Here is an 18,192-nt window from a genome sequence, read left to right as displayed (position 1 = left end):
TGCCTGGTCTCCCCGCCCCGCCCGGTGACATGCTGGCGAGGTGAACGGACCCGAGATCCAATTCGAAGTCGCCCCTGAGCTGCGCATCTTCGTCGCCCATGCTCGTCGCCGGGGCCGTTCGGTCGTGGCCACCGACGGCTCCTCCACCCTCGGTCATGTCGTGGAATCGCTCGGAATCCCGCTCACCGAGGCCGGACAGCTCCTGGTCGACGGTCGACCCGTGTCCGTCTCCCACGTCCCGGGCGCCGACGAACTCGTTCAGGTACGCGCCGTGGAACGCCCGCAACGCGTGCCCGGAGCCCCCCTGCGGTTCCTGCTCGACGTCCACCTCGGCACGCTCGCCCGGCGGCTGCGGCTCCTCGGGGTCGACGCGGCGTACGAGAGCGAGGACATCGGCGACGCCGCACTGGCCACCCGGTCGGCCGACGAGCGCAGGGTGCTGCTCTCCCGGGATCGCGGGCTTCTGCACCGGCGGGAGATCTGGGCCGGGGCGTACGTCTACAGCGACCGTCCGGACGACCAACTGCGTGACGTGCTGGGGCGCTTCGCACCGCACTTGGCGCCCTGGACGAGGTGCACCGCCTGCAACGGCCCGTTGAAGTCTGCCGACAAGGACACCGTCAGCGGCCGACTGGAACACGGCACCCGCAGCTCGTACGACGTCTTCGCGCAGTGCACGGAGTGCGACCGCGTCTACTGGCGCGGCGCGCACCACTCACGCCTGGACGCGATCGTGGCGCAGGCGCTCCGCGACTTCGCGCCCACAGCACCCACAGCACCCACAGCACCCACAGCGCCCTCGGACGGCGGCCGGGAGAACGGCGACGACGCGGCTCCGTCGAGCCCGTCCGGAACATCCGGGGCCGGTGGCTGACGGGCCGTTCTCGTCCCCCGCCCCGTTACGGCCGCTCGGCGGTCAGATAGCGCTGGACGGTGGGCGCGAGCCATGCCACCACCTCCTCGCGCGGCATCGAGACGGCGGGTTCGAACCGCAGGACGTAGCGCGCGAGGGCCATGCCCAGTATCTGTGAGGCGACGAGAGCCGCCCGGCGCGGGGCATCGGCCGGATCCGGGCAGACACCGACAGTTATCGTCCCGATCTGCCCGGCGAAGACGTCTCTCATCCGCTCGGCTCCGGCACTGTTGGTCACGCCGACCCTGAGCATGGCCGTGAGCACCTCGTCGCCCTCCCACCGGTCCAGGAAATGCTCGACGAGCACGGCCCCGATGTGCTTGCCCGGCAGCGCTCCCAGCTCGGGCAGCCGCAGGTCGATCGCGGAGGCGGCGACGAACAGCCCCTCCTTGTTGCCGTAGTAGCGCATGACCATCGACGGGTCGATGTTCGCGTCGCGAGCGATGGCCCGGATGGTGGCGCGCTCGTAGCCGTCGGCGGCGAACCGCTCGCGGGCGGCGTCGAGAATCGCGGCCTTGGTGGTGTCCGAGCGGCGGGGAGCGGCGGGCTTCGCATTCATGCCAACAACTGTAGGCCAACAAGCGTTGACACACCAGCCCGCACGGGGCTACCGTTGCCAACAAGCGTTGACCAACAGATGTTGGCCCACAGGCGTTGATCAGCAAGCGCCGGGGCCGAGGCGACCGCTCACGAACGGGCCCAGGAGGCAGACATGACCACCACCCCGAGCACCGCACCCGACACCGTCGACGCGCTCGTCGTGGGCGCCGGCCCCACCGGCCTGCTGCTCGCGGGCGACCTGGCCGCCCAGGGCCTCTCGGTCACCCTCGTGGAGCGCCGACCGCACGAGATCAGCAACATGACGCGCGCCTTCGCCGTGCACGCCCGCACTCTCGAACTGCTCGACTCCCGCGGCCTCGCCGACGAACTCATCGCGACGGGCACCCCTCTCACATCCCTGCGCTTCTTCGGCAAGCTCTCGCTCGACCTCTCCGGGATACACACCCGCTTCCCCTTCGTTCTGATCACCCCCCAGTACGAGGTGGAACGACTGCTGGAGCGCCGTGCGCGCGCCGCGGGCGTCCGCTTCCGGTACGAGACCCGGCTGGCCTCGCTCCACCAGAACGCCGCGCAGGACACCGTCACCGCCGAACTGCACGAGGCGGACGGCGGCACGAGCTCGCTCACCGCCCGCTACCTCATCGGCGCCGACGGGGTGCGCAGCCGGGTGCGGGAAGTACTCGGCCTCCCCTTCCCCGGCGTGTCCGTGATCCGTTCGATGGTCCTCGCGGACGTCCGGCTCGATGAGGAACCTCCCGCTCTCCTCACCGTCAGCGGAAGAGAGAACTCCTTCGTCTTCGTCGCCCCCTTCGGCGACGGCTGGTACCGCGTCATGGGCTGGGACCGCAGGCACCAGCCCGCCGACAGCGAACCCGTCGACCTCGCGGAGCTGCGCGGGATCACCCGCCGGGCCCTCGGCACCGACTACGGCATGCGCGACGCGCGCTGGATCTCCCGCTTCCACAGCGACGAGCGCCAGGTGTCGGCCTACCGCACGGGGCGGGTCTTCCTCGCCGGGGACGCCGCCCACGTCCACTCGCCCGCGGGCGGGCAGGGCATGAACACCGGCCTTCAGGACGCGGCCAACCTCTCCTGGAAGCTCGCCGCGGTCCTGCACGGGCACACGACCGACCCGGAAGCACTGCTCGACAGCTACCACGCGGAACGCCACCCGGTCGGCACACAGGTGCTTCGCTCCAGTGGCGCACTCGTCCGCCTCGCCATGGCGAGCACCCCGCTCCAACGAACGATCCGGGCACTCATCACCTCGGCGCTGTCCACGCTCCGCCCCGCCTCGGCCAAGGCCGTCGGCATGGTTTCCGGCCTCTCGATCGCCTACACGGCACCGCGCGGCTCCCACCCCCTGACGGCGAAGCGCGCCCCCGACCTGAACCTTCGCGAGGGCCGTCTGTACGCGTTGCTCGGCGACGGCGCGTTCGTCCTCATCACCCCGGCCGGCACCGACACCGACATCCCGGCACCTTCCTTCCCGCTGGTGCGCGCCCACTGGAGGAACGACCGCACCACCGCCCTGCTCGTCCGCCCCGACGGCTACATCGCCTGGGCGGGAGACCACTCCGACCCGGCGGCCCTGCGGGCCGCACTCACGCGATGACCACACACTGCGCGCCACCGCCAGCGTCACGGCCACGGCCACGGCCGACGACGCAGGAGAATCCGACCGGAGCCCCGGCCCCGGACCCGGCCCCGAACCTCGGCCCGGAACGCCGACCGGGGGCGAATCAGAAGACGTACTCGTCCCCGGTGGCCAGGGCCAGGACTTCGTGTTCGTTGTTCTGCGGATTCCGGTCGCTCGCCCCTCCGTTCCACTGTGTGTCGATGCGCACGACGACCTCGTCCGGCCGCCCCGCGACCTGCAGTTCGAGAGCCAGCTGCCGTCCCTCGCCGTCGTCCGCGCGCAGTGCCCCTGTCCGGCACAGCACGGTCTGCGGGTCGGCCCGCAAACAGCCCTCCGACAGTTCCTGCTGTCCGGAGAGCCGTACCGAGGTACGCACCCGCACGGTGACGCCGTCGAGGTTCGAGGGACCGTGGTTCCGGCTCCGCACCCAGACCCCGAGCACCGCACCCCAGAGCGAGACGTGTCCGTGGTGCGACACATCGGCCTCCGGCGCGATCCCACCGGCCGCCGCCCCACCTCCCCGCCCGTTCGCAGACGTCGGCACCGACGCCACCGGCTCCACCGACGCCACCACCATCGCCGTCCCCGCCCCTGTCCCCCCGCCGGCCCTTGCCCCTGCCCCGCCCCCTGTCCCGGCAGCGCCTCCCGCCCCCAGCACCACGACCACAGCCGCGGCCATGGTCATAGCCGTTGCCGCAGAAAACACCACGGGCACAGCTCTACGTGTCGCTACCATGCCCCAAAAATACAGATCACCCCGAATCATCCACTTCTACCCATCAGTGCGGCGCGCCTCTCTCCTCGCCACCTCGCCCCTCATCTCCCTGCACCTCACCTCCCCGGCCCGGTACCCACCCGGCCCGGTACCTACCCGGCCCAGCGCCCACCCGGCCCGCCGCTTGCCGGCCCGCCGTGACACGCTGCGCCCATGGTTGTCGCCCGCTCCATCGCCCTGTTCGTCATCGCCGCGCTCTTCGAGATCGGCGGTGCCTGGCTCGTCTGGCAGGGAGTTCGTGAGCACCGGGGCTGGATCTGGATCGGGGCGGGCATCATCGCGCTCGGCGCCTACGGCTTCGCCGCCACGCTCCAGCCCGATGGCGAGTTCGGCCGCATCCTCGCCGCGTACGGGGGCGTCTTCGTCGCGGGCTCGATCGCCTGGGGCATGGTCGCCGACGGTTACCGCCCCGACCGATGGGATGTGATCGGCGCCCTGATCTGCCTGGCCGGCATGGCCGTGATCATGTACGCCCCCCGCAACCACTGACGGCGCGCCTGCCTATCCTGACCCGGTACCGACCAGCTGCCCGAGGAGCCCTTCATGGCCGCCACCCCGATCGCCGTCATCACCGGAGCGAGCAGCGGCATCGGCGCCGCGACCGCCCGGCAGCTGGCCGCCGCCGGTTACCGCGTGGTCCTGACCGCGCGTCGCAAGGACCGCGTCGAGGCGCTCGCTGCCGAGATCAACGAATCGGGCCATCAGGCGACGGCCTACGCCCTGGACGTGACCGACCGCGCCGCCGTGGACGAGTTCGCCACGGCGTTCCGCAGCCTCGCCGTCCTCGTCAACAACGCGGGCGGCGCGCTCGGCGCCGACCCCGTCGCCACCGGTGACCCCGCCGACTGGCGTCAGATGTACGAGACGAACGTCATCGGCACGCTCAACGTCACCCAGGCCCTGCTTCCCGCCCTCACCGGCAGCGGGGACGGCACGGTCGTCATCCTCTCCTCCACCGCGGGCCACTCCACCTACGAGGGCGGCGGCGGATACGTGGCCGCCAAGCACGGCGAGCACGTCCTGGCCGAGACGCTCCGCCTGGAGATCGTCGGTACCCCGGTCCGCGTCATCGAGGTGGCCCCCGGCATGGTCAAGACGGAGGAGTTCGCCACCACCCGCTTCCGCGGCGACACCGAGAAGGCGGCCACGGTGTACGCGGGTGTCGAGGCACCGCTCACCGCCGACGACGTGGCCGACACCATCACCTGGGCCGTCACCCGCCCCAGCCACGTCAACATCGACCTTCTGGTCGTCCGCCCCCGCGCCCAGGCGTCCAACACCAAGGTCCACCGCACCGCCTGACCCCGGACAGCGCCGCGGTCGGCCCGGATGATCCCCCGCGCCAACCGCCCACGGAAACCACACCGACCACGCCGCCAACAGCCCCACGCCGACCACACCGCCGCCCGGCCGGACCCCCGTCCCGGCCGAACCCCCGTCCCGGCCGGGCCCCCGTCCCGGCCGAACCCCCGTCCCGGCCGGGCCTCCCGCGTGTCGTCGGGGCTCAGCCCTTCACGCACACCACCTGCTTGAGCTTGGCGACGACCTGCACCAGGTCCCGCTGCTGCTCGATGACCTGCTCGATCGGCTTGTACGCCGCCGGGATCTCGTCCACGACACCCGAGTCCTTGCGGCACTCCACACCCCGCGTCTGGTCCACCAGGTCCTGCGCCGAGAAGCGCCGCTTCGCGGCGTTCCGGCTCATCCTCCGTCCGGCGCCGTGCGAGGCCGAGTTGAAGGACTTCTCGTTCCCGAGGCCCTTCACGATGTACGAACCGGTGCCCATCGAGCCCGGAATGATCCCGAAGTCGCCGGAGCCCGCACGAATGGCGCCCTTCCGGGTGACCAGCAGGTCCATGCCCTCGTACCGTTCCTCCGCCACATAGTTGTGGTGGCAGGAGATGACCGGTTCGAAGGTCACCTTGGCCTTCTTGAACTCCTTGCGGACCACGTTCTGGAAGAGGGCCATCATGATGGCGCGGTTGTGCTTCGCGTATTCCTGCGCCCAGAACAGATCGTTCCGGTAGGCCGCCATCTGCGGGGTGTCGGCGATGAACACCGCAAGGTCGCGGTCGATCAGGTCCTGGTTGTGCGGCAGCTTCTGCGCCTGCCCGATGTGGAAATCGGCGAGCTCCTTGCCGATGTTCCGCGACCCCGAGTGCAGCATCAGCCAGACCGAACCCGACTCATCGAGGCAGAACTCGATGAAGTGGTTGCCCGATCCGAGCGTCCCCATCTGCTTCGTGGCACGTTCCTGACGGAACCGGACCGCTTCGGCAACGCCGCCGAACCGCTCCCAGAAGTCGTTCCAGCCCGGTGCGCGGAACCCGTACAGCTTGTCCGGGTCCACGGCGTCGCCATGCATCCCGCGGCCCACCGGAATGGCCTGCTCGATCTTCGATCGCAGCCGGGACAGATCACCCGGCAGGTCGTTGGCCGTCAGGGAGGTCTTCACCGCGGACATCCCGCAGCCGATGTCCACACCCACCGCGGCCGGGCAGACCGCGCCGTGCATCGCGATCACCGAACCGACCGTCGCCCCCTTGCCGAAGTGGACGTCCGGCATGACGGCGAGCCCCTTGATCCAGGGCAGGGTGGCCACGTTGCGCAGCTGCTGCATCGCCGCGTCCTCGACCGAGGCAGGGTCGGCCCACATCCGGATCGGGACCCTGGCGCCCGGCATCTCTACGTACGACATAACTCCCCTATTCCCCCGAAAATTCTGAAAGCGCAAAACCGGTACCAAGGTCGGCAAAAGAGGTGGTCGACCGGCATTCACAGCGGCGCGTGCGATACACATTGTCTCCACCGGTCGCCGTCGAGCGGCAACCGCTTTTCGCACGAAGGGAGCCCAGGATCGTGCGGCGAATGGCGTACGTACCCGGCACCGCACTGCTGGCAGCGCTGGTCGTCGGCTGCAGCGCAGGCACCGGAACCGGCGGCTCCGCCGCTGACGGCAAGGCCGGTGAGGCGACCGTCACCACGGCTGCCCCCGGCAAGTACCGCACCCTCCTCGACGCCTGCCGCGCCGTCCCCGCGGCAGCGCTGAAGAACCTCCTGCCGGGCGCGGCCGAACTTCCCGAGGACCAGCAGAAGAAGGCATACAGGGGCACGGCCGCCGTCACCTACGACACCGACCGCCGGGTCGGCTGCCGCTGGAAGGCGGAGACCCCCGGCACCTCGCACGCCCTCTTCATCGACTTCGAGCGCGTCGTGTCCTACGACCCCTCGGTGAGCGACGACGACCGCGCCCGCGAGGTGTACACGAAGAAGCAGACCGCCGCCGGGCTCACCTCGTCCACCCCCACGCCCGGCAACACGAAGAAGCACACACCCCCCGCCGAGGGCGCGGGCACGGCGGGAAACGCGACGGCGAACAGCGGCACGGGCAAGAACGTCGCCACCAACGACAGCACGAACGGCAGCACGGGCAAGGACGCCCACGCCGACGGAAACGGCGATGCCGACACCGACACCAAGCCCGACACCGACGGAAACGGCAATGCCGACTCCGACGGCAGCCTCCTGCCCCGCACCCTCGACGGCCTCGGCGACAACGCGTTCCTGAACGATCGGCTCGTCCGCGCCGGTTCGACCGCGCAGAACCGCACGGTGAGCGTGGTATTCCGCACATCGAACGTCATCGTCACCATCGAGTACACCGAGCAGCCGACCGTCCCCACCACCGTTCCCGACAGCAAGGAACTGCAGGACAGAGCCCGGTCGCTGGCCCGGAAACTGGTCGAGAGGTTCGCCGAATAGCCCCGACCGCAGCCCCGGGAGCGACGGTCCCCGCGCTCCCCTGATGTCCGGCCCGGACAACACCCGAGCCCCGGTCGTCGTACCGTGGCCCTCCGGACCACCCGCCCGGAACCCGTCGACCGACCGCGCCCGGTCACCCGGCGGACCGGGCCGAGCCCCTGTCGGCCCGCCCGCCGCGCCACCCGAGTGAAGGAACCATGCACCGTTCAGCCCCGCGACTCACCCGCATACTCGCCTGCGCCGCCGTTCCGGTGATGCTCGTCGTCGCCGGCTGCTCGTCGGACTCCGGCGACGGGGACAAGAAGGACTCCGCCTCGTCCTCCTCGTCCGCCGCGCCGGACGCGAAGAAGACGGAGGCGGACGTCGAACCGGCGAAGTTCACCCGGCTGCCCGACCCGTGCAAGGCGATCGGCGCCAAGACGGTCACCGACCTGGTCCCCAAGGCGAAGGCCAAGGCAGGTACGCCGACCAAGTCCAGTGACACCAGCGCCCGCGCCGGGTGCTCCTGGAACGGCCTCGACGACAAGGGCGTGAAGGGCTCCCAGTACCGCTGGCTCGACGTCGGTTTCACCCGTTTCGAGTCGGACCAGGCACTGGGCAGTGGCGCCGAGCGCGCCCAGCAGGACTTCACGAAGCAGGTCGGCAAGGCCAAGGCTGCCGAGGGCGCGAAGAAGGTCGCCGAGACGTCCCTCACCGGCATCGGCGACCAGGCCACCACGATCACGTACGACCTCACCAAGACGGGCGAGGACTTCAAGTACGCGACGATCGTGACCCGCACGGCGAACGTCGTCGTCACCCTCACCTACAACGGCGCGGGTTACGCGGGAGCGAAGACGCCTTCCGCCGACGACATCCTGAAGGGCGCCCAGAAGGCGGTGAAGGAGACCGTCGCCTCGGTCGCCTCGGGCGGCACTCAGCAGAGCGCGTCGGACGAACCCACCAAACCGGCCGGGACCACCGCCCCCGACAAGACCGCCACGCCCGACAAGACGACCGCCGCGGACGACAAGAAGTAGTCCGGCGGGCCGATCGACGCCTCCGGTCCGCCCGGCATGGAGGCGGTTTCACCCCGATCGTCCTCTCCGAAGCGCCGTTCCCGGAAGCCCGGTACTCCCCCGAGTACCGGGCTTCCGCCCCTCCCCACGCAACACGCCCCACCCCCATGTGCCAGGCTGTGCCCGGCCGGAAGTCGGCGCAGCACGTCGAACACGGCGTCGGAACGGGACGCCGGACGAGGCGTCGGATACGTGAAACGGGAGGGGAACGCGGGTGGCCGCGATGCAGCTGACACGCACCCACCGAGTACTCATCGGACTCGTGGTCGCCGGTGCGGTGCTCATCGCCGCGATCGGTTTCGCGGGTTCGTACGCGGCGGTACGCGAACTCGCCGAGCAGAAGGGCTTCGGGGACTTCTCGCTGGTCTTCCCGATCGGCATCGACGCCGGCATCTGCGTCCTGCTCGCCCTGGACCTGCTGCTGACCTGGCTGCGCATCCCGTTCCCGCTGCTGCGCCAGACGGCCTGGATGCTGACCGCCGCGACAATCGCCTTCAACGGCGCCGCCGCCTGGCCCGACCCGCTCGGCGTCGGCATGCACGCGGTCATCCCGGTGCTGTTCGTGGTCTCCGTGGAGGCCGCCCGGCACGCCGTGGGGCGAATCGCCGACATCACGGCCGACAAGCACATGGAGGGCGTGCGGCTCACCCGCTGGCTGCTCTCCCCGGTGCCGACGTTCCGGCTCTGGCGACGGATGAAGCTCTGGGAACTCCGTTCGTACGAGCAGGTCATCAAGCTCGAACAGGACCGGCTGATCTACCAGGCCCGCCTCCAGGCCCGCTTCGGCCGTGCCTGGCGCCGCAAGGCCCCCGTCGAGGCCCTGATGCCGCTGCGCCTCGCGAAGTACGGCGTCCCGCTCGCCGAAACCGCCGGGGCGGGCCTCGCCGCCGCCGGCATCGAACCGGCCCTGCTGCCCCCGGTCCCCGCCCTGTCCGCCGCGGAGACGAACGGCTTCCCGCCCGAGCTGCCGCACGCCGATGCCGCCCCGCAGACGCACCCCCAGCAGCACCAGGACGAACAGCAGGGCCAACAGCAACACCAGGGACAACAGAACCCACAGACTCAGCCGGCCCAACCAAATCAGCAGAACCAGCAGGTTCAGCAGGGGCAACAGGGCCAGCAGGGGCAACAGGGCCAGGAGCAACAGCACACCCATCCCGGGCCGGCCGGCCCGACCGACCCCGCAACGGCGGCGGCCCAGCAACTGCCCCAGGAGGGCCCCGGCTCGCACGAGAGTCCCTGGTTCGCGGCTCCCCAGGTGCCGAACGACGCGTACGAGAGCGCGTACGACCCGACGTACGTCGAGGGCCTGGAGCCCACACCGGTCATGGTCCCGCTCGGCCCCGGCGGCCGGACCCGCCCGCTGGGCAACGTGGGCACGGTCGGCACCATTCCGGGCCCGCGCGCCGCGGAACCCCGGCCGGAACCGCAGCAACACCCCCAGCAGGGACCCCGCCCCGAGCCGGAACCGGCCCCGGAACCCGGGCCCGAGTCCCTGGACGAGGCCGAGGGGGCACCCCGGCCGGCACGGCAGCAGGAGGCCGACCCGTCCGAGTGGGCCGAGGCCGAGGCCGAGTTCGGCACGTTCGCCTACCAGGTCTATGCCGAGTACACCCATGCGCACCAGGCCCACCCGAGTGCGGAGGTCCTCGACATACACCTCTCCGACGTGCACAACGTCAGCCACCCCCGCAGCGCGGCACTGCTCCGTCGCATGCTGCCCGGCTTCAAGCAGCGCTTCGACAACGAGATGGCGGAGAACCACATCGCCTGAGGCGCGCCGTCACGGACACATGCGCGTCCCCGGCGCACCGTCATGGAAACCGCACCGTCACGGAACCAGGGCATCCCCGGCGCACAACAAGGCCCCCGGAAGGTCGCCGGCCGGACCGAGTAGTTCGCCGGCCGCACCGAACAGATCGCCGGGCGGACCGAACGAACGGTCCACCCGGCGATCACGTCACTCGGGGACGCCGGGGCCCTACGGCCCCAGGACGCCCGGGGCCCTAAGCCCCCAGCAGCCTCCGCACCCGGTCCGCGCCCACGGCCAACAGCAGCGTCGGCAGCCGCGGCCCGGTGTCCCGGCCGACCAGCAGCCGGTACAGCAGCGCGAAGAACGACCGCTGCGCGACCTTCAGCTCGGGCGTCGGCTTGGCGTCGGGCTCCAGCCCCGCGAGGATCTTCGGCACTCCGTAGACGAGCGTGGTGAGCCCGTCCAGGGACCAGTGCGAGTCCAGTCCCTCCAGCAGCAGCCGCAGTGACTCGCGCCCCTGGTCGTCCAGCGAGCCGAGGAGTTCCTTGTCCGGCTCGTCGCGGACGATGGTGCGGGCCTCGGCCGGAACCTGGGTGGTGATCCAGTTCTCGGCACGGTCGAGACGCGGCCGGGCCTCGTCCAGCGAGGTCAGCGGGTTCTCCGGGTCCAGCTCGCTCAGGATGCGCAGCGTCTGCTCGTCGTGCCCGCCGGTGATGTCGACGACCGACGCGAGGGTGCGGTACGGCAGCGGGCGCGGCGTGCGCGGCAGCTCACCGGCCGCCGTGCCGACGGCCCGCGCGTACGCGGCGGCGTCGGCGGGCAGCACCGAGCCGTCGGACACCTTGCGGACCAGCGAGTCCCACTCGTCGTACAGGCGCTGGATCTCCTGGTCGAAGGCGATCTTGAAGGACTGGTTGGGCCTGCGGCGCGCGTACAGCCAGCGCAGCAGCGGCGCCTCCATGATCTTCAGCGCGTCGGCCGGGGTCGGCACGCCGCCCTTGCTGGAGGACATCTTCGCCATGCCGGAGATGCCGACGAAGGCGTACATCGGGCCGATCGGCTGCACCCCGTCGAAGACCTCGCGGACGATCTGTCCGCCGACGACGAACGAGGAGCCCGGGGAGGAGTGGTCGACGCCGCTCGGCTCGAAGATCACGCCTTCGTAGGCCCAGCGCATCGGCCAGTCGACCTTCCAGACCAGCTTGCCGCGGTTGAACTCGTTCAGCCGGACGGTCTCGGCGAAGCCGCAGGCCGTGCAGGTGTAGTTCAGCTCGGTGCTGTCGTCGTCGTACGACGTGACGGTGGTGAGGTCCTTCTCGCAGTTGCCGCAGTACGGCTTGTACGGGAAGTACCCGGCCGAGCCGCCGCTGCCGTCGTCCTCGGAGGCGGCACCGGAACCCTCCTCGGCCTCCAGCTCCGCCTCGTCGACCTTCTTCTGCTGCTGCGGCTTCTTGCCGCCCTTGGCACCCTTGGCTCCTGCCGCTCCCGCCGGGTCCTTCTTCGTCCGGTACCGGTCGAGCACGGCGTCGATGTCGGTCCGGTGCTTCATGGCGTGCAGGACCTGCTCGCGGTACACGCCCGAGGTGTACTGCTCGGTCTGGCTGATGCCGTCGAACTCGACGCCCAGCTCGCCCAGCGCGTCGACCATGGCGGCCTTGAAGTGCTCGGCCCAGTTCGGGTACGCGGAACCGGCCGGGGCGGGCACCGACGTCAGCGGCTTGCCGATGTGCTCGGCCCAGGACTCGTCGACGCCGGGGACGCCGCCCGGCACCTTGCGGTAACGGTCGTAGTCGTCCCAGGAGATCAGGTGCCGGACGGTGTACCCGCGTCGGCGGATCTCGTCGGCGACCAGGTGCGGGGTCATGACCTCGCGGAGGTTGCCGAGGTGGATCGGCCCCGACGGGGAGAGACCGGACGCGACGACGACCGGTTTGCCAGGCGCACGACGCTCCGACTCGGCGATCACGTCGTCCGCGAAGCGGGAGACCCAGTCGGCCTCGGTGCTGCTCTGACTCTGAGCCACGGTCTGCACGTCCTTCTCTCTTGTGGGACTCGTAGGGCGGGAAACCCCGTCGGGATCCTCGGAGCCCTCCTGAGCCGGTGAGGGGCGCTCCCCGTCCACCGGCGAACGGGGCTCCGCCCATTCTCCCAGGTCCCACCGGCAGCGCGAAAACGGCTTTGTCCACCGAGCTCCGCCGTGATCCGCCGAGCTCCGCCGTGACCCACCGCGCTCCACCGCGCTCCGCCGCGGAATCGATATTGGCTTTACTCACCATGGAATACTGGGCGTGATCCTTCGCAGCCTCCACGCTGCGTCATCATGCCCCTGCACCCCTACGGAAACGGCAGCCAGCCCATGGCCTCGGTCAATTCCCTCGCTTCCACGCTCCAGCAGCAGCTCGCGAACGCCCTGACGGCAGCACTGCCGGATGCCGGCACCGCGGACCCGCTGCTGCGACGAAGCGACCGGGCCGACTTCCAGGCCAACGGCATCCTCGCCCTGGCCAAGAAGCTCAAGGGCAACCCGCGCGAGCTGGCCGCCCAGGTCACCGCCGCGCTCCCGGCGGGCGGGCCGATCCAGGAGATCGAGGTCTCCGGTCCCGGATTCCTGAACATCACGCTCAGCGACCGGTCGATCATCGAGACCCTCGCGGCGCGGGACGCCGACGACGAGGGCCGGCTCGGCGTGCCGTACGACGCCGCCGCGGGCACCACGGTCATCGACTACGCGCAGCCGAACGTGGCCAAGGAGATGCACGTCGGCCACCTCCGCTCCGCGGTGATCGGCGACGCGATGGCGCAGATCCTGGAGTTCACCGGCGAGACCGTGGTCCGCAGGCACCACATCGGCGACTGGGGCACCCAGTTCGGCATGCTCATCCAGTACCTGATCGAGCACCCGGACCAGCTCGGCCACGGTGGCGAGGGTGCCGAGGCCGAGGGCGAGGCCGCCATGTCCTCCCTGAACCGGCTCTACAAGGCGTCGCGGGCACTCTTCGACTCCGACGAGGAGTTCAAGGCCCGCTCCCGGGACCGGGTCGTCGCGCTCCAGGCCGGTGACGCGGAGACGCTCGCCATGTGGCAGCGCTTCGTCGACGAGTCGAAGATCTACTTCTACTCGGTCTTCAACAAGCTCGACATGGAGATCCGCGACGCCGACATCGTCGGCGAGTCCGGCTACAACGACATGCTGGCCGAGACCTGCCGACTGCTTGAGGAGTCGGGCGTCGCCGTCCGCTCCGAGGGCGCGCTCTGCGTGTTCTTCGACGATGTGAAGGGCCCGGACGGCAACCCGGTGCCGCTGATCGTGCAGAAGTCCAACGGCGGTTTCGGTTACGCGGCCACCGACCTCTCCGCGATCCGCGACCGCGTCCAGAACCTCAAGGCGTCCACCCTGCTGTACGTGGTGGACGCGCGGCAGGCCCTGCACTTCAGGATGGTCTTCGAGACGGCCCGGCGGGCCGGCTGGCTGAACGACGAGGTCAAGGCGGTGCAGCTCGCCTTCGGCACGGTGCTCGGCAAGGACGGCAAGCCGTTCAAGACCCGTGAGGGCGAGACGGTCCGGCTGGTGGACCTGCTGGACGAGGCGATCGACCGGGCCTCCGCCGTCGTGCGCGAGAAGGCGCACGACCTCACGGAGGAGGAGATCACCGAGCGCGGCACGCAGGTCGGCATCGGCGCGGTGAAGTACGCGGACCTGTCGACGTCGGCGGCCCGCGACTACAAGTTCGACCTGGACCAGATGGTGTCGTTGAACGGCGACACCAGCGTGTACATCCAGTACGCGCACGCCCGTTCCTGCTCCATCCGGCGCAAGGCCGGCGAGCTGAAGGCGCAGGCGCACCCGGAGCTGGCGCTGGCCCCTGCCGAGCGCGCCCTGGGCCTGCACCTGGACCAGTTCGGCGAGGTCGTGTCCGAGGTCGCCGCCGCATACGAGCCGCACCGGCTGGCCGCGTACCTCTACCAGCTCTCGTCGCTGTTCACGACGTTCTACGACCAGTGCCCGGTGCTGAAGTCCGATGTCCCGCAGGACGTGGCGGAGAACCGCCTCTTCCTCTCGGACCTCACCGCCCGCACCCTGCGCCAGGGCATGGAGCTGCTCGGCATCAGGATGCCCGAGCGCCTCTGAGGATCGCCCACGCCCGAAGCTCCACGGCCCGGGCTCCACGGCCGCCCACCGATCTGGTGGGCGGCCGTGCCCGTTCAGTCGTGGGGCACCCACTGAGCCGTGTCGTACCGGTACGTGTACTGGGGCAGTGCCGAGATGGCGCTCGTACGGAACGGCTTCCCGCCGTCGTCGATGCGCAGTGTCCCGGTGCGCCCGCCGCTGCTCCACTCCAGTTCCAGGTACCAGCTGACGTCGTGGCCCTCGACGTGGACGTTCAGGTCGAACACCTCCACGTCGGTGCTCGACACCCGGAACGGGAAGTTCTTCGGTGGCACGCGTTTGTCCTCCTGCTGCCCCGCGACGGGCTTCAGGGCCGGGGCCACGTCGTCGAGGTCGACGTCGAAGGACTGCGGGACGATGCCGCTGCCGCAGCCCTCCCCCATGGAGTACGCGGTCCAGGGCAGCGGCGCCTTCCGGGACACCTCCCGTACGTGCATCCCGTTCAGCACGACGGCCTCGCCCGACTTCCCCTGCACGGTCACTTCGAGCAGCAGATCCTTGCCGTCCACCCCGCCGAGCGCCCTGGCCCAGCCCCGGGTGACCTGGGGGGTGGGGGGCGGCGGTACGTCCTCCGGCTTCTGGTCCAGGACGTAGTACTTGCCGCAGGGCTCGTCCCAGTTGTACGAGCTGATGGTGGCGCTCACCGGCACCCCGCTGCTCGTCCGACCGCCGGAACCCGACCCGCCGCCCTTGCCGCTCCCGGCCGACGCGGAACCGGAGGGCATCCGTCCGGCCCCCGGGGACGGGCTCCCCGAGGCCTCGGACGTCGTCGACGCGCTCGGGGTACCCGGTGACGCGCTCCCTTTCCCGTCCGCCGCCCCGGACCGGGTGGCAGCGTCGTCGTTCGCCACCCCGTCCACCATGGGTGCGTTGGTCAGCGCCGGGTCGCCCCTGCCGGAGAGGTTGCTGACGATGATCGTGGTCGGCACGGTCAGCGCGACGACGGCCACCGCCGCCAGCAGGACGCGCATGCGTGGCGAGGCCCGGAACCTCCGGGGCCCCTCGGCCGGAGTCGCGCCACGGTCCGGAACATCGCCGTCCGAAGCGTCCTCCGAACCGTGCTCCGAACCGGGCTCCGAACCGGGCCCAGGCACGGATACCGGCCCAGAAACGGAAACGGGTTCAGAAGCGGAAGCGGAAGCAGATGCGGAAGCGGAGGCAGCGGCAGGCGCGGAAACGGGTGCGGGTGCGGGTGCGGGTGCAGAAGTAGGTTCGGGTGCGGGTGCGGACTCGGCCCCCGTCGTCGGCGTCGGACGCCGTCTCGCCGCGTCGGCCACGATCCACCGTCGGTGCAGCTCGACCAACTCGTCCGGCTTCGCCCCGCACAGCCGCCCGAGTCGCTCCAGCGGGGCGTACTCGTTCGGCACGGCGTCGCCGTTGCAGTACCGGTGCAGCGTCGAGGTGCTGACGTGCAGTCTTCCGGCGAGCACCCCGTAGCTGAGCCCCGACCGTCCCTTCAGTTCCTTCAGCAGAGCCGCGAAATCTTCGGCCTCCGGCGTCGCCACTACGGCGTTCCCCCTCCTGGTCCGTCCCGGAACACCGTTCCAGGGACGTGGAATCTGCCCAGGTCAGCGTACGCGCAGGCATTCCAGCTTCCCCAATGGCCCGTTCGGCGTTGCGGCCGGAATCCGGCGTCCCGCAATCTGTGACCACACCGCAGAAACCACCGGGACGACGCAATGCGAACCCGCTTCCGCATCGAACCCATCGATGCCGTGGCCATCGGCGTTCTGATCGTGACCACCGCGATCGTGGTGTACCTGAGCTGCCGTCACTGAGCGGCCTCACCACCGCGCCGCAGACGGCCTCAGCCCACACACGGACCTCAGCCCGACTTCGCTCGACATCACTTCACGGGGAGTACCTTCACCATGCGCAGCAACCGCATCCGCACCGCCGTCCTCGCCGCCACCGCCCTCCTGGCCTCCCTGTCCCTCACCGCCTGCACGGGTGACGAGGACGCCGCAGGAGCCGCCCCGGCCGCGAGCAACAGCGCCCAGCAGTCCACGACCACCGGTACGGACAGCGGCACGACCACGGGCAGCGACGACGCCAAGGACTCCGGCGACAAGCCCAACGCCCCCGCCGAGAACGCCGCAGGCACCTCCAAGGGCTCCGGCTCCGGCTCCGGCTCCGGCTCCGGCAACGGCAGCACCGGCAACGGCAACGGCGGCAAGAGCAGCGGCGGCAGCAGCGCCGACCGCACCCCCGTCACCTGCACCGGCGACAACACCAAGGTCACCGTCACCAAGGTGAGCCGCCCGATCAACCACCTGTTGCTCACCGCGACCAACACGGGCAACCGCGCCTGCTACGCGTACCACGCGCCGTCGCTCCGCTTCGACGACGCCCAGGCCGCCTTCCCGGTCCTCCGCGACAGCATCCCGCAGGCCGTGGTCGCCCTTGAGCCGGGCCAGTCCGCCTACGCCGCGATCGGGCTGTTCGGCGAGACCGACGGCACGGACCTGAACAAGAGCACGCACCTGGAGGTGTTCTTCACCGGGAAGAGCAACACGGGTTCCACGGGCTCCTCGACGAAGCTGAAGCTCCCGGCCGACACCGTCTGGGGCAACAACGGCTTCGTCACCTACTGGCAGAGCGAGATGGACGCCGCCCTCACCTACTGAACCCGCTGAACCCGCTGAACCCGCCGAGCGCCGCACGCGCGCCGGACCGAAGACCGGGAAGCGCGGCCGGATGACAACTCACCGTTCCCCCAAGGGCAGTAGATCCTATGATCCAAGGATCGAGACCCGAGGGGGAACGGCGTGCGTACGAGGACGAACGGCAGACCGATGACACCACGTTCGCGCATCACCGCAGCGGGCACTGCCGCCGCCGTCGCCGTCGCCGCCCTGGCGCTCCTCACCGGCTGCGGCAAGGCGAACGGGTACCACGACGACGCCTCGGGCGGGGAGTCCGCCGCCCCGACCGCCACGCCGCCGAGCCCGAGCGTGAACCCGTCCTACGGCGCGCTGTACCTCGACGACCACGAGTGCGCTGCCCCCGAACCGGGCCAGAAGGACGCCTACCGCGAGGTCCCGTGCAAGAGCCCCGAGGCCGTCGCACAGGTCACCCTCCGGCTGGAGAGCGGCAGCGCCACGCCCTTCTCCGAGACGGTCTGTGCCGAGCACACCGACTTCGTGATCGACGTGCCTCTCAGCCTCGCTCTCCTGGAGAACACCCGGCCGACCGGCGAGGGCTACGCCTGCATGCGCAACCTGAAGCCGCCGCACCCCGGCGACCCCGGCGGTGGCGGCGGCCCCCGCATCGAGGTCGGCGACTGTGTGCACAGCGACGGGAAGGAGAACAACGTGGTCGAGGAAGTCGCCTGCCGGACCAAGGGCAAGAAGAACGGCGCCACCCACCGGATCATCCTCATACTCAAGGACCAGATGGTGGGCGGTTTCAACGACCCGTGCGACTACAAGGCCGACGCGGTGTTCACCGAGAGGCCGATGTTCGACACCAACCTCTCGAAGGCCGACCGTGTCCTCTGCGGCAAGAAGCTGTAGGGACCACGGCTCCGTGGTCGGCGCACACGCGGATATCGGCAGACACGC

Annotated in this window: 15 protein-coding genes and 1 pseudogene; 10 read left to right on the top strand and 6 right to left on the bottom strand. The window is 70.5% G+C overall.

Annotation, left to right across the window (positions count from 1 at the left end):
- Positions 1-40: 40 nt before the first annotated feature.
- Positions 41-874: a Mut7-C RNAse domain-containing protein gene (locus tag ACF1CT_RS30220; protein ID WP_391787159.1), complete on the top strand. Its 834-nt coding sequence runs from the start codon at positions 41-43 to the stop codon at positions 872-874.
- Positions 875-899: 25 nt separating this feature from the next.
- Here ACF1CT_RS30220 and ACF1CT_RS30215 read toward each other — a convergent pair whose 3' ends face one another.
- Positions 900-1,472 (bottom strand): TetR family transcriptional regulator, encoded by a 573-nt coding sequence (locus tag ACF1CT_RS30215; protein ID WP_391787158.1) that lies wholly within the window; start codon positions 1,470-1,472, stop codon positions 900-902.
- Positions 1,473-1,625: 153 nt separating this feature from the next.
- On the opposite strand from ACF1CT_RS30215, the gene ACF1CT_RS30210 reads away from it, so the two are divergent.
- On the top strand, positions 1,626-3,089 hold the full coding sequence (locus tag ACF1CT_RS30210; RefSeq protein WP_391787157.1) for an FAD-dependent monooxygenase: 1,464 nt from the start codon (positions 1,626-1,628) through the stop codon (positions 3,087-3,089).
- 127 nt (positions 3,090-3,216) lie between these two features.
- Here the strand turns inward: ACF1CT_RS30210 and ACF1CT_RS30205 are convergent, their stop codons facing one another.
- Complete coding sequence (locus ACF1CT_RS30205) at positions 3,217-3,591, bottom strand: hypothetical protein (RefSeq protein WP_391787156.1); 375 nt, start codon at positions 3,589-3,591, stop codon at positions 3,217-3,219.
- A gap of 450 nt (positions 3,592-4,041) precedes the next feature.
- On the opposite strand from ACF1CT_RS30205, the gene ACF1CT_RS30200 reads away from it, so the two are divergent.
- Both ACF1CT_RS30200 and ACF1CT_RS30195 read left to right on the top strand, forming a co-directional pair.
- Positions 4,042-4,377 carry a YnfA family protein gene (locus ACF1CT_RS30200; protein WP_391787155.1) on the top strand — a complete coding sequence of 112 codons (336 nt, stop codon included), beginning with the start codon at positions 4,042-4,044 and terminating at the stop codon, positions 4,375-4,377.
- A 54-nt stretch (positions 4,378-4,431) separates the two neighbouring features.
- Entirely contained in the window at positions 4,432-5,190 is a 759-nt protein-coding gene (locus ACF1CT_RS30195) for an SDR family NAD(P)-dependent oxidoreductase (protein ID WP_391787154.1), read from the top strand.
- A gap of 202 nt (positions 5,191-5,392) precedes the next feature.
- Here the strand turns inward: ACF1CT_RS30195 and ACF1CT_RS30190 are convergent, their stop codons facing one another.
- A complete protein-coding gene (locus tag ACF1CT_RS30190) occupies positions 5,393-6,586 on the bottom strand; it encodes an RtcB family protein (protein WP_391787153.1) in 1,194 nt (397 codons plus the stop codon).
- A 170-nt stretch (positions 6,587-6,756) separates the two neighbouring features.
- Here ACF1CT_RS30190 and ACF1CT_RS30185 point away from each other — a divergent pair, with 170 nt between their 5' ends.
- From ACF1CT_RS30185 to ACF1CT_RS30175, 3 genes are all read left to right on the top strand, one after another.
- On the top strand, positions 6,757-7,650 hold the full coding sequence (locus tag ACF1CT_RS30185; protein WP_391787152.1) for a DUF3558 domain-containing protein: 894 nt from the start codon (positions 6,757-6,759) through the stop codon (positions 7,648-7,650).
- A 197-nt stretch (positions 7,651-7,847) separates the two neighbouring features.
- Positions 7,848-8,669 carry a DUF3558 domain-containing protein gene (locus ACF1CT_RS30180; protein WP_391787151.1) on the top strand — a complete coding sequence of 274 codons (822 nt, stop codon included), beginning with the start codon at positions 7,848-7,850 and terminating at the stop codon, positions 8,667-8,669.
- Between the two features lie 253 nt (positions 8,670-8,922).
- The gene (locus ACF1CT_RS30175) at positions 8,923-10,482 is read left to right on the top strand and encodes a DUF2637 domain-containing protein (RefSeq protein ID WP_391787150.1); all 1,560 of its coding nucleotides are present in this window, start codon (positions 8,923-8,925) and stop codon (positions 10,480-10,482) included.
- A 232-nt stretch (positions 10,483-10,714) separates the two neighbouring features.
- On the opposite strand, the gene lysS is transcribed toward ACF1CT_RS30175, so the two are convergent.
- Positions 10,715-12,493 (bottom strand): lysine--tRNA ligase, encoded by a 1,779-nt coding sequence (gene lysS, locus ACF1CT_RS30170; protein ID WP_391787149.1) that lies wholly within the window; start codon positions 12,491-12,493, stop codon positions 10,715-10,717.
- Positions 12,494-12,817: 324 nt separating this feature from the next.
- Here lysS and argS point away from each other — a divergent pair, with 324 nt between their 5' ends.
- A complete protein-coding gene (gene argS, locus ACF1CT_RS30165; protein WP_391787236.1) occupies positions 12,818-14,590 on the top strand; it encodes an arginine--tRNA ligase in 1,773 nt (590 codons plus the stop codon).
- Positions 14,591-14,664: 74 nt separating this feature from the next.
- Here argS and ACF1CT_RS30160 read toward each other — a convergent pair whose 3' ends face one another.
- Both ACF1CT_RS30160 and ACF1CT_RS30155 read right to left on the bottom strand, forming a co-directional pair.
- A complete protein-coding gene (locus ACF1CT_RS30160) occupies positions 14,665-15,600 on the bottom strand; it encodes a transcriptional regulator (RefSeq protein ID WP_391787242.1) in 936 nt (311 codons plus the stop codon).
- Positions 15,601-15,981: 381 nt separating this feature from the next.
- Positions 15,982-16,059: pseudogene (locus ACF1CT_RS30155) on the bottom strand (hypothetical protein); the annotation flags it as partial.
- A 441-nt stretch (positions 16,060-16,500) separates the two neighbouring features.
- On the opposite strand from ACF1CT_RS30155, the gene ACF1CT_RS30150 reads away from it, so the two are divergent.
- Both ACF1CT_RS30150 and ACF1CT_RS30145 read left to right on the top strand, forming a co-directional pair.
- Entirely contained in the window at positions 16,501-17,256 is a 756-nt protein-coding gene (locus ACF1CT_RS30150; protein WP_391787148.1) for a DUF4232 domain-containing protein, read from the top strand.
- Positions 17,257-17,424: 168 nt separating this feature from the next.
- The gene (locus ACF1CT_RS30145; protein WP_391787147.1) at positions 17,425-18,144 is read left to right on the top strand and encodes a hypothetical protein; all 720 of its coding nucleotides are present in this window, start codon (positions 17,425-17,427) and stop codon (positions 18,142-18,144) included.
- The last annotated feature ends 48 nt before the right edge of the window (positions 18,145-18,192 follow it).

It is taken from the genome of Streptomyces sp. NPDC014734, from assembly GCF_043083325.1.
GTDB lineage: Bacteria > Actinomycetota > Actinomycetes > Streptomycetales > Streptomycetaceae > Streptomyces.
This window is presented reverse-complemented; position numbering and strand designations above follow the sequence as displayed.